Annotated in this window: 14 protein-coding genes; 3 read left to right on the forward strand and 11 right to left on the reverse strand. The window is 44.0% G+C overall.

Going from position 1 to position 10,628, the window contains the following annotated elements; translation table 11 throughout:
* Positions 1 to 175 precede the first annotated feature (175 nt).
* From V1L65_RS26975 to V1L65_RS26995, 5 genes are all read right to left on the reverse strand, one after another.
* Complete coding sequence (locus tag V1L65_RS26975) at positions 176 to 913, reverse strand: ABC transporter permease (RefSeq protein WP_331702416.1); 738 nt, start codon at positions 911 to 913, stop codon at positions 176 to 178.
* Between the two features lie 2 nt (positions 914 to 915).
* Positions 916 to 1,629 (reverse strand): ABC transporter permease, encoded by a 714-nt coding sequence (locus V1L65_RS26980; protein ID WP_331702417.1) that lies wholly within the window; start codon positions 1,627 to 1,629, stop codon positions 916 to 918.
* Positions 1,629 to 2,543: an ABC transporter ATP-binding protein gene (locus V1L65_RS26985; protein WP_331702418.1), complete on the reverse strand. Its 915-nt coding sequence runs from the start codon at positions 2,541 to 2,543 to the stop codon at positions 1,629 to 1,631. The genes V1L65_RS26980 and V1L65_RS26985 overlap by 1 nt, the downstream gene beginning before the upstream one ends.
* A gap of 98 nt (positions 2,544 to 2,641) precedes the next feature.
* On the reverse strand, positions 2,642 to 4,042 hold the full coding sequence (locus V1L65_RS26990) for a HAMP domain-containing sensor histidine kinase (RefSeq protein WP_331702420.1): 1,401 nt from the start codon (positions 4,040 to 4,042) through the stop codon (positions 2,642 to 2,644).
* Positions 4,039 to 4,710, reverse strand: coding sequence for a response regulator transcription factor (locus V1L65_RS26995; protein ID WP_331702421.1), 672 nt, complete (start codon positions 4,708 to 4,710; stop codon positions 4,039 to 4,041). Before V1L65_RS26995 ends, V1L65_RS26990 begins: the two co-directional genes overlap by 4 nt.
* A gap of 361 nt (positions 4,711 to 5,071) precedes the next feature.
* On the opposite strand from V1L65_RS26995, the gene V1L65_RS27000 reads away from it, so the two are divergent.
* From V1L65_RS27000 to V1L65_RS27010, 3 genes are read left to right on the forward strand one after another with little or no spacing between them, the layout of a single operon-like run.
* On the forward strand, positions 5,072 to 5,296 hold the full coding sequence (locus V1L65_RS27000; RefSeq protein WP_331702422.1) for a hypothetical protein: 225 nt from the start codon (positions 5,072 to 5,074) through the stop codon (positions 5,294 to 5,296).
* A 32-nt stretch (positions 5,297 to 5,328) separates the two neighbouring features.
* Positions 5,329 to 5,694, forward strand: a complete 366-nt coding sequence (locus V1L65_RS27005) for a P-II family nitrogen regulator (protein WP_331702423.1) — start codon at positions 5,329 to 5,331, stop codon at positions 5,692 to 5,694.
* 5 nt (positions 5,695 to 5,699) lie between these two features.
* On the forward strand, positions 5,700 to 7,016 hold the full coding sequence (locus V1L65_RS27010; protein WP_331702424.1) for an ammonium transporter: 1,317 nt from the start codon (positions 5,700 to 5,702) through the stop codon (positions 7,014 to 7,016).
* A gap of 60 nt (positions 7,017 to 7,076) precedes the next feature.
* Here V1L65_RS27010 and V1L65_RS27015 read toward each other — a convergent pair whose 3' ends face one another.
* The 6 genes from V1L65_RS27015 to V1L65_RS27040 all read right to left on the reverse strand — a co-directional run bounded on the left by V1L65_RS27015 (position 7,077) and on the right by V1L65_RS27040 (position 10,039).
* Positions 7,077 to 7,790, reverse strand: a complete 714-nt coding sequence (locus V1L65_RS27015; protein ID WP_331702425.1) for a hypothetical protein — start codon at positions 7,788 to 7,790, stop codon at positions 7,077 to 7,079.
* A gap of 336 nt (positions 7,791 to 8,126) precedes the next feature.
* Positions 8,127 to 8,282: a sporulation histidine kinase inhibitor Sda gene (gene sda / locus V1L65_RS27020; protein ID WP_331702426.1), complete on the reverse strand. Its 156-nt coding sequence runs from the start codon at positions 8,280 to 8,282 to the stop codon at positions 8,127 to 8,129.
* A 209-nt stretch (positions 8,283 to 8,491) separates the two neighbouring features.
* Positions 8,492 to 8,824, reverse strand: coding sequence for a LytTR family transcriptional regulator DNA-binding domain-containing protein (locus V1L65_RS27025; protein WP_331702427.1), 333 nt, complete (start codon positions 8,822 to 8,824; stop codon positions 8,492 to 8,494).
* Positions 8,825 to 8,844: 20 nt separating this feature from the next.
* On the reverse strand, positions 8,845 to 8,961 hold the full coding sequence (locus V1L65_RS27030) for a cyclic lactone autoinducer peptide (protein ID WP_331702428.1): 117 nt from the start codon (positions 8,959 to 8,961) through the stop codon (positions 8,845 to 8,847).
* A complete protein-coding gene (locus V1L65_RS27035) occupies positions 8,958 to 9,482 on the reverse strand; it encodes an accessory gene regulator ArgB-like protein (protein ID WP_331702431.1) in 525 nt (174 codons plus the stop codon). The genes V1L65_RS27030 and V1L65_RS27035 overlap by 4 nt, the downstream gene beginning before the upstream one ends.
* Positions 9,473 to 10,039: a hypothetical protein gene (locus V1L65_RS27040; RefSeq protein ID WP_331702429.1), complete on the reverse strand. Its 567-nt coding sequence runs from the start codon at positions 10,037 to 10,039 to the stop codon at positions 9,473 to 9,475. The genes V1L65_RS27035 and V1L65_RS27040 overlap by 10 nt, the downstream gene beginning before the upstream one ends.
* Between the last annotated feature and the right edge of the window lie 589 nt (positions 10,040 to 10,628).

The following is a 10,628-nucleotide window of genomic DNA, read 5'->3' on the forward strand; positions in this document are numbered from 1 at the left end:
ACGAAGGCTGTCGATTAATTGTGGGCAACGATTGATAAGCAATGAGAAAGGGATAACGGAGAGCAGCGGTCGGAATCCCAATCTTGATCGCAGTGCCCCCCCCTTTCTATTGCTTGTTGCAACTATCCACAATGAATCGACAATCTCCTACGATTCGTTAGATCACCATCATAACCTATACAGGCTTTCTTGAAAAATACGACCAGCCCCCAACAAAAAAGAGCAAGAAGCTGCCGCCTATAATAACGAACAAAGTGACAGCAGAAACGTTAAAGGCTCCAAAGGTCATTTCTCCAGAAGGAATCATAGCCAGCATCGGCTGAACCCAAGGATAGTAGGGACCATATTCGGCGGAATTGGCAATCAGCATATTCGGAATCGTAAAAATAACATTAAGTGCAAGCGGCGCTGCAAAGCTCGCCCAGGCGGTGGACACTGCCAGCTGCAGCGCAGCAAGCGGCAGACATGCCACCCATCCGCCTGCAACAGAAGCAAGCAGCTTCGCCCATGGTATAGGTGCCCCAAAATCAAGCACTGTTCCGATTAACAGCAGCAAAGCTAAAAACAACAGCTGCACTAAACCTATAAGCATCATAATAACAATAAATTTTGTCATATACACCTGCGAGCGGGATACCGGCAAGGAAAGCACCTGCTTCCATCCGCCGCTTGCATGCTCATAACGGCACACTAGCGCTGAAAAAACACCTGTTAATAAAGGCAGGAAAAGCATGGCATGGAGCGCGGACATAATGCTGAGAGCAATAAGCCAAACAACTCCGTCAGCCCCGTCACCTGCTTCCTTGCTGCTTAACCATCCCGACAATGCCGCAATAATCGGACTAACGCCAATAAGCAGCCATATCAAACCTCCGCGAATTTTTAACCATTCAGAACGCAGCATTCTAAGCATGACTACTTCACATCCTTTCGGATGAAATGCAGCGCGCCTGCAAGAAGCATTATTATACCAAGAAATATACCTGCAGCAGCTGAATAATACGGGTTATCCGCTTCATTGGTCAAATATACCCATTTATATGGCACCCAATCTCCAAACCTGACCGAGAACATAGACACAACAGTTCCAGCTATACCAACCGTCAGCGGAAAGGCCTGATTGTGCATGACGACTGACAGCCATACTTGCAGCGCCAAAAAAGGAAGCACTGCCAAGTAAGGCAGATAGGCCCATTTCAGCATGAAGGCTAAAGGAAACTGATCCATTGGAAAGCCGAGCAGCAAGCCCAATATAATGGTGCCCGGTACAAGCAGTGTGGCAGAGCAAAGCAGCAGCAAGGCATTAAGCAGGAACTTTCCCATAAATACTTGCATCCGAGTAATCGGCAGCGCGAGCGTCTGCTTCCATGCATTCGTCTGATGCTCAATGCCAGCAGTCATAGACGATATAATAGCCAGTCCAACAAATAAAGTCGGAACGGCGAGCATAGCTACATTCTCAATCAATCCGCCCCACAAATCTTTGGCATAAACTTTAGTCAAATAATCGTAACGAAGCCCAAAGTTTACTGCCTGCAGCCCGATAACGCCAATCGGTCCTAACAATATGAGAAACCAAATCATTTTTTTGCGAATTTTTAAAAACTCAGCGGAAAGTACGCGCTTCATTATAAGCTTCCCTCCCCGCCAGTCATATTTAGGAAGATGCTTTCTAGCGAAGCTTTCTCCTCTTCTACGCGATAGACGGAGTAGCGACCGTGAACGAGCTCAGCTACCATTGCAGCAATCGTTTGGTCCGATGCCTGCTCGACAGACAGCGTCTGGCGGTCCCAGTCTGCCTGATAGCCCCGGGAGAGCAGCATTTTCCAGGCAGCTTCCGGCTCGCTGACATGGAGGTTTATTCGGCTGCGCGCTTTTTGGCGGAGCACATCAATACTGTCCTGAAAAATCAATCGTCCTCTAGTAATAATGCCGACATGTGTAGCCATCTGATCAATTTCAGACAGCAAGTGGCTGGATACAAGTATCGTTACGCCATATTCTCTCGGCAAGCTTTTAATAAGCTCTCTTATTTCCAAAATGCCAGCAGGGTCCAATCCATTGGTCGGCTCATCCAAAATGAGCAGCTCCGGGCTGCCAAGCAGCGCGGTCGCAATGCCAAGCCGCTGCTTCATCCCCAGCGAATAGCCTTTAACAGCTCGCTTCGCATCTTTTGTCAGCCGTACTATTGACAATACCTCATCAATGCGCGACTTCGGCACCTCCAGCAATCTGCGTACAGTCTCCAAGTTATCTATTGCATTCAAATGCCCATAATAAGATGGATATTCTACCAGCGAGCCTACCTTGCACAGCACAGACAATCGTTCTCTCTTCATGTCCTTGCCGAAAATATGGACACTCCCGGCCGTTGGCTTCGCGAGACCTAGCAGCATGCGTATCGTCGTTGTTTTGCCTGCGCCGTTAGGCCCTAAAAAACCGTATATTTCTCCTTTTTTCATCCTTACATTTACATCATTGACGACAGGTATGCCGTCCAGCTTTTTCGTTAATCGATTCGTTTGCAATATCCATTCATTCACTTTTAATCACCTCGCTTACCATCGTAAGCGCCGAAGTTTAAAACAAAGCTGCTGCTTCGTTTAAATTTCGTTTAAAAATGCCAGCTGTATATAGCCGATCATTTTGGCAAATTTTTATTCACTTCTGAAGGATAGAGCACTACACGCGGAGATATCGTAATTTGCGTTCCGTTTGGACCTGTCTTCACTTCATTATCCAGGCTCATCTCTTTAACCATTAAACGAATGATGGACAGGCCAAGACCTGTGCCCTTTTCCAGTGAAGCCGCCCCCATGCCCGGACCGCGATCGCCGATCGTAATGGCGCCGCCGCCTTCCGGCACTACGGAAACACTAATATAGCGGCCCTCGCGCGCATGACGAAGCACATTTTGAAAATAGTTGTCCAGCACCCGCTCCAGCCAAGCTGGATCGATCTCCCAGTTTACCGCTTCATCAGGCAAGCTCAGCTGAATGTCGAAGCCCTCCTGCTCAAATAATGGATACCAGCTCGCCAGCATCGTCCGCGTCATGCGAACGATATCCACCTGTTTGGGACGATAGGGATATCTGCCCGCTGACAGCAGAGAATACGAAAATAAATTTTCGATCAGCTGGCCCAAATAATCAATTTTCCGTTCAATAAGCGCAACTGATTCCGTCCCTTGCTCCGTCAGCCTTTCCTTGCGAAGACCAAAGGCATGGCTCCGTATAGCTGTAAGCGGCGTACGCAAATCATGCGAAAGCTTGGCAATCAGCTCCCGCCGCAGCGCCTCCTCTTCCGCCTCTCTTAACCTCCCGGCTTCCAGCTTGCGGATCATATCATTAAAGGCGCTCTCCAACTCGCCAATCTCATCCTTATTCTGGACCTCAACAGCAGTTGGTATGCCCCCTGCAGCCGGACTGGTCATAGCCCAGCGAAGACGCACGAGCCGCTTGCGAATACGATAAAAAAACATAAAAGAAACAAAAAGAAACAAGCCAAGAATAATAATAGCTCCTGCAGAAAATATCGTTCCATAGTACTCTCGCACCTTTACGCCCTGAGCAACCATATAGGAACGAGGTAGCTCAAACACCATAAACCGCCCCTGCTTGTCGCTTTCAATAAATGCAACGACCGTAAACGGATCGCCGCCAATGCGCTCCTTCATAAATTGCAGCGTATACGCAGCAGTCCATTTGGCAGGCAGCTGAGGATTAACAGGAAGCTGCGTTCGTGTTACACCATCTTTGTCGACCCAGAACATGCTGGCCTTCGAATAAACAGCTTTAAGCTCCGAAAGCCGTTTGTCGATTGCAGCGTCCTCCGCACCGTCCAGCTGCTGTGCCTCCAAATGCCACATGCTCTCCAATTGCTTGCCATCCCGATAAAGCTCATCCCCATCCTCCGCGCCAAGCTGCAGCGGATAAAATAAAACAATCGAAACAAGCGGAAACATTAAGGGAAGCAGCAGCATAGCGCAAAAAATAATAATTAAATATTTGGTCAGCAACGATTGCTTCAAACGAAATCTCATTGCCTCACCCTGTACCCTAATCCGCGTATCGTCTCAATTATGGTTGGCTCACTTGAGTTCAGCTCAATCTTTTCGCGCAAATAACGGATATGAACCATTACCGTTTTATCCCCTTCCATATAGGGCTCTTCCCACACCGCTTCATAAATTTGTTCCTTGGTCAAAATTTGATTCGGATGCTTCAAAAAATATAGCAAAATTTGCAGCTGCTTCGCTGTAAGCGAAATTTCTTCTCCCGTCCTGCTATCCACTACAGTTTGCAATTGAGGCATAATGTTAAGATGGCCCAGCTTAATCTCCTGATCAGAAACTGCTCCAAAGCGCCGCAGCAGCACCTCTACTCTGGCAGCTAGCTCGTCCGGGTGAAAGGGCTTCGTTAAATAATCATCGGCGAACTGCAGACCTTGCAGCTTGTCATCAACGGCAGTGCGCGCTGAAAGCATCAATATCGGCAGCTCAGGCCGTTCCTTCTTTATCCGCTGGCCTACAGTAAAACCGTCAAGCCCAGGCAGCATGACATCCAAAATAATGATATGCGCATCGCCCGCCATATCGAGCGCCAGCTCACCTGAAGTCAGCCACTCTACACTGTATCCGCGACGCTCAAGATCCTCTTTGGTCCAGCGGCCAATCTCCAGATCATCCTCGACATACAATATCGTTTTCATCCGCGCCTCTTACCTCCAACATAACGTTCTATTCATCATAGGCAATGCTGCAGCAGAAATAAAGTTAAATTTGCCTTGTTTACAATTGAAATTCGAAAAGCAACCAATTACTGCAATGATTTTGATTTTTTAAAAGCATAATAAATGATATGGATAAGCGGCATTTATTGCCCCTTTTAAGCCATATTAAATGTTATTATACATGACATAAGTATTCGTTTATGCCCAAATAACGTCAAAAATATTGACCGCAATAATTTCTGTGAGATATCATTACATCAGTTGAAGGAAAGCGCATTTGAACGAGGCACAAATGTGATCTAATCCTCTCAACGAATCTTCAGAAAAGGAGGCTGCTCGGATGAAGAAGATTAAAACCTTCAAGCGCGCGTCAAAGCTCCATGGTACAGCTAATCCAAGGCATACCAAGCTTTTGGCTATATTCGCAATTGAAGTCTTCAGACCGCAAGCAAGAGCAAAAGCTAAGCAGCATACGATGCAGCTGCAGCTTTATGAGGAGCCTCCGCCCGATAAACGCTCCTTTTCAAACAAATACGAGCTCATTTGGCTTGGTAATCAATGTTAGAAAATATAACATAGATAGAGAGGAGCCAGCTGATGAAAAAAATTGAAGCCATTATACGGCCACAAAAGCTGCATGACACGATTAAAGCGCTGCACAGTATTAACGTAACTGCTTTTACGGTTAATCAGGTCGTGGGACGGGGCGTGCAAAAGGATCGGAGCGGCATTTACCGCGGTCGAAACTTTACGATGAGCCTTCACCCTAAAGTGAAGCTGGAAATCGTAATCTCTGATTTTATGGTGGAACGAACGATTAAAAGCATTATGGCAGCCGCCCAAACTGGCGAGGCTGGTGATGGCAAAATATTTATTACAACTGTTGAGCAAGCTTTCAATATTCGAACAGGACTAATCGATGAGACGATTGATGAGCTGCGACCACCAATCAAGGAGGGGTGACCAATATGGTTGAAGCGATTCATTTGAACACAATATGGGTCGTCCTCGCGGCGGCTATGGTACTTTTCATGGAAGGCGGCTTCAGCTTGCTGGAGGCTGGGCTGGTCAGAACTAAAAATGCAGTTAACGTTACAATGAAAATATTCGTTGATTTGACGATTGGCGTGCTTTGCTTTTGGGGAATCGGCTTTGGTCTCATGTATGGCGCCGATCAAGGCGGCTTACTCGGCACTTCGCTATTCGGAGCCCCTGACAAAATCGCACTGGCTATCGATTTACCCCCAGCAGCATATGTATTATTCCAACTAGGATTCGCAATTGCCTGCATATCAATTATTTCAGGCGCCGTAGCAGAACGGATGAGCTTCAAAGCTTACGTACTGATAGCCGCAGGCATTACACTATTCATCTACCCCATCTCCGGTCACTGGGTATGGCACGCAGACGGCTGGCTGGCACAGCTGGGCATGAAAGACTTTGCAGGCTCAGCAGTCATTCATTTGCTTGGAGGTTCTGCAGCATTAGCGATAGCCTGGATTTTAGGTCCAAGAAAAGGCCGATATACAGACGGCAGCATTAACGTTTTCGCCCCCTCTAATATCCCTCTCGCCTCAGCAGGCGTGTTCATTCTCTGGTTCGGCTGGTTCGGCTTTAATGCAGGCAGTACACTTAATGCGAGTGACGCCATGCTATCCGACATCGCTTTAAATACGATGCTGGCAGCAGCAGCAGGCGGCACCTCCTCCATGCTCTTCACAAAATTTCGTTATGGAAAAACGGATCCCAGTATGGTAATGAACGGTTCTTTATCCGGTCTGGTCGCCATTACCGCAGGCTGTGCATACGTCAATCAATGGCAGGCAGTAGTTATCGGATTACTTGCAGGACTTATTATCATTGGTGCAATCTTGTTCATTGATAAGCTGAAGATTGATGATCCTGTAGGAGCAGTCGCCGTACACGGTTTTAACGGAGCTTTCGGAGCAATAGCCCTCGGCATATTCGATTCCGAAGCCGGACTTCTTACAGGCGGCGGTGCAGCGCTTGTAGGCGTACAGCTGCTTGGCGTAGCAGCAATCAGCATTTGGGGGTTTGCCGGCGGCGCTGCAATCGCATATATTGCCAAAGCAACAGTCGGACTTCGAGCAAGCACCGAGGCTGAAGAAGAAGGACTCGATATGGCGTACCATGGCATTCCCGCCTATAACGAGCTGGACCGATTCTCCGAAACAGCCAAAGCGATGTATGACTTTGAAGCTTCCACAGGCATTAGCATCAAACACGTAGAGCCGCTGGCAGCAAAAGCAGTCAACAGCAAATAAGACAGCTATAAGGAAAATGACCAGGCAAAAGCCTGTGAGCTCCGCTTTTGCCTGGTCATTTTATCCGTACATCGTTTCAATTGCGCCAATTCCCACAGAAGCTTCAATTCTGGAGCCAGCCGGCGTGACGATCATTTTATTTTTGAAAAATCCGCCATGATCGCTTTCTGGAGCGTCTTGCGGCACTACCGTCAATTCAATGGAGCCAACCCCGCAGCGCAGCCGCATCTGCTCTCTGCCCGTTGTCTTGCTAAGACCAATCTCTGTACTTCCAAATCCGATTCGTATATCAGCGGCACCCTTCAACTCAATCAAATTAACGGTTCCACAGCTCATTCGAACAAGTGTACTAGGGGAATAGGATAATCCGGCAACCTCGCCGAATGCCCCTTGCACCGACAATGCACCCGTACCCCCAAACAAAGCTACAGCGCCCGCAACGAAATTAATGTTCAGACTGCAATGCTCCGGCAAGTGCAGCTCCATAATCAACTTGGAATGAAATATATTTCGAACTAAAGAGCCAATATTTTTGGCGCCTATAATAAGCCTATCCCCATAACGCTCAATTGTATCTGGCATTAAATGCGCATTACCAGCAGCTCTAATATGTGCTGACTCCTCCGCATCAAAAACAATCAGTACCTGGCCTAAAAATTGCATATCGATATCCACATGATTCAAGCCGTCGGCAGATATTTGCTCATCCACTACTGGATGCTTTAATTGTTCCTTTGGAAAGTTCAGTAAAGATTTAGGTAAATGAAGCGCCATTTCTATCGCCTCCTTCATTGATACTCCCATTATAAGGCGGATCACAATCATAATAAACGAGCAAAAGAATGAGTTCTTCTCCGACTCCAGACTGATTTTACACATCGCTTTCCCTTCATGCTCCATGCTTCATGCTTCATGCTTCAAGCCTTACCTGCTCAAGGATAAACGGCTCCGCCGTCCTTTAGACAGGCGCGTTTACCGATGAAATATAGGAACATGTATAAAGTGAAAACTTATACTTTCCTATATTTCAAAAAAAAATAACCCTTTAACCAAGTCGTAAAGATGGTCGGGTTATACATATAGCATGCAGCTCATTCTTTTGACGTAAGATTACGTAAGAGGGGCTACCTGGATACTTCTTTTTAACAAAACATTTCGGACCAAAACAATAAAATCGTAAGAAACCTCTCTTTGAATGGCTGCTTCGTAAATTTCAATTAGCTGCTCATTTGAAAGTGAATCTAAAGCTGATTTTCTTCTGTTCATGATAAATTACTTTTTTACCCCCTTCCATATTTTGTGGCATTAAAAAGATAATAGCATTGAACACTGCTTCCGTCTTTACCGATTTGCATTGCAAATAACTCTTTACAAAAATGGAAGATTTATGGGATAATAGTAGGTTTGATTTAAAGACAAAAAAAAGACTTGCCATCCATTCAAAATGGATTTACAAGTCTATCGATGTGATGGAATTAATCCTGTTCTTTTGCCTTTGATTCTATTATGGCCTTAACCTTCTTCTCATTCGGTTCTGATACCATAGCATACTTCTCGCTTGAATTGAACAGCACTACTTTTCTTGTAGAATCATAGGCTTCTATATTGTTCGTATTAACAACATTGGATCGATCCAAACGGTCGTAACCGCAGTCCTTCATCGCTATAAGAATATCAGTAAGAGAAGTAGGATAGATATAATCGCATTCCTTCGTATGGATATGTATTGTATTTTTATGGCTAGAAAAATACAATATTTCCTCCTCCTTAATTTCAAAAGGAGTTCCATCCAGTTTAAGAACGCGCATTATTCCTTCCCCATTTCATATTACTTCAGTTCCTTAGGAATTTCTGGACTGTGAAGTACTGGTTTAAAAATAGCTACAAAGAAAGTTGCACAGGAAGCCAAAACTGCAGAAGCATATCGAGCTGCCATTTTTTTCATGCTCTCCCCTCCTTTCGCCAAGGTATAATGATTATGGCCTGAATTAAAAAAATCAGACCAATAACATCACTCTGAATAAAAAAATTAAAGAAAACAAGAATGACCGATAAAATCTTTAAATAAGGATATAATCCAGTTGGCATTTTAGCATTTTTATCTGGCTGGGGCGAAAAAACTAGCATAATTACAAGACTTACTATATTTACTACCAGTAGAGGCAGGAACATTGGAATATGGGGAACAACCGTGCAAATTAATATAGATACGATGTTGCATCCCCAGACTGAATTAATATGCGGTCCTCCCGAAACAAAGCGTATTATGAGAAGGCTAATAATTGCTAATAACGTTGCTATAAAATTGCCTGTCAAAGCCCCTATCACTAGCGATACTGCAATAATAAACATAGTGTTCAAAATAATAGTCAAGGAATATGCCATTACTTCAACAGAATGTGTTTGCTCCGGATTAGCTTCTTTTATAGCAGCAGCTATTGAATGTGATAACGTTTTTATTCCGATCTATCCTTTCTGTAACTAATAAATAAATAACCAATCAGAATAAATCCATGTACAACTGGCAACAATACCATCCATTTTTGCAGATTTTCTGTCACATATATAGTCGTTGTAAGAAAAAACAGAGCAGGAATGGTTAGTAAAAATAAAATCTTATCTTTTGTTTTCAATGTTAGTCTATAATTTGGCGTATCAGGTATAAAATCAAACCCTAGTCTCTTCTTTGCAACAATCCAGCCAATCAAGCAAGCTGTAGCTGCAGAAATAACTTGAAGCACATAGATGCTAATATGGTTAGGTATATTAAAGCCTAAGATGTAATAAAGCCCTATCTGGATTGTCACATAAGCATGATAGGTCGTAATTGTCATAATAATGGCATAAAAAATATGTATTCTAAAAAGCATCCATACCAATAAAAACATTAGAGTTATTTGAAATGCAATATCCCAGACTGCTAAACCGTAATCTACTCTCAATACGTAGGAAACGCCTGACATTAATGCACTAGAAAAAATAATCTCTTTATGAAAAATGTCTATTTTAAATACTTTAAACATTAAGAAGTACATAGAATAGCATTCGAGTAATGAAAATAGCATAAAGAGAAGAAATTCCTTCAAGATGAACACACTCCTGTATAGGTACAAACCCCTACCATCAATATACGACATGACAGCGACTTACTCAACTAGTTTAACAAACATTTTTTTACACATATAGACTTTTTTATTTCTTTCGACATTAAAACCTACATAATTCAAGCGCCTTGTTCGATATTGATTTTTTTCTAGTAGTTATTATTGTCCTGTTATTTTAGCTTAATATATCATATTCCAGGCCAATAATATACAACAAAAGTCCTTATGAAATGCCATAAAATAGTACCTAATACCTAAATATCCACTGCTACAAAAAAGCTCCTTAATCGACCGTGCCTCCCCTTTCTCAGCTAACTGTATTTCATCAGGCTGTTGAAAAATAATTCTAACGAAGCTGACAAGCGCTATTTCAACGAAAACAGCTCATTTTAAATTGTAACGAAGATTAGCAGCTCTATGTGTGAATAATACGCGTTTTTAGGCACCTTTTGACCCAAATAAGGCTGCATATCTCCGTTAGATTTTTTACAACAACGTTTTTTGCATA

The sequence above is a fragment of the Paenibacillus sp. IITD108 genome (genome assembly GCF_036541265.1).
Classification (GTDB): Bacteria; Bacillota; Bacilli; order Paenibacillales; family Paenibacillaceae; genus Pristimantibacillus.

Bases quoted from the DNA above. Each gene is read 5' to 3' on its own strand.
- V1L65_RS26975 (WP_331702416.1), bottom strand. From the start codon at position 913: ATGCTTAGAATGCTGCGTTCTGAATGGTTAAAAATTCGCGGAGGTTTG.
- V1L65_RS26980 (WP_331702417.1), bottom strand. From the start codon at position 1,629: ATGAAGCGCGTACTTTCCGCTGAGTTTTTAAAAATTCGCAAAAAAATG.
- V1L65_RS26990 (WP_331702420.1), bottom strand. From the start codon at position 4,042: ATGAGATTTCGTTTGAAGCAATCGTTGCTGACCAAATATTTAATTATT.
- V1L65_RS26995 (WP_331702421.1), bottom strand. From the start codon at position 4,710: ATGAAAACGATATTGTATGTCGAGGATGATCTGGAGATTGGCCGCTGG.
- V1L65_RS27000 (WP_331702422.1), top strand. From the start codon at position 5,072: ATGAAGAAGATTAAAACCTTCAAGCGCGCGTCAAAGCTCCATGGTACA.
- V1L65_RS27005 (WP_331702423.1), top strand. From the start codon at position 5,329: ATGAAAAAAATTGAAGCCATTATACGGCCACAAAAGCTGCATGACACG.
- V1L65_RS27010 (WP_331702424.1), top strand. From the start codon at position 5,700: ATGGTTGAAGCGATTCATTTGAACACAATATGGGTCGTCCTCGCGGCG.
- V1L65_RS27015 (WP_331702425.1), bottom strand. From the start codon at position 7,790: ATGGCGCTTCATTTACCTAAATCTTTACTGAACTTTCCAAAGGAACAA.
- sda (WP_331702426.1), bottom strand. From the start codon at position 8,282: ATGAACAGAAGAAAATCAGCTTTAGATTCACTTTCAAATGAGCAGCTA.
- V1L65_RS27025 (WP_331702427.1), bottom strand. From the start codon at position 8,824: ATGCGCGTTCTTAAACTGGATGGAACTCCTTTTGAAATTAAGGAGGAG.
- V1L65_RS27030 (WP_331702428.1), bottom strand. From the start codon at position 8,961: ATGAAAAAAATGGCAGCTCGATATGCTTCTGCAGTTTTGGCTTCCTGT.
- V1L65_RS27040 (WP_331702429.1), bottom strand. From the start codon at position 10,039: ATGTTTAAAGTATTTAAAATAGACATTTTTCATAAAGAGATTATTTTT.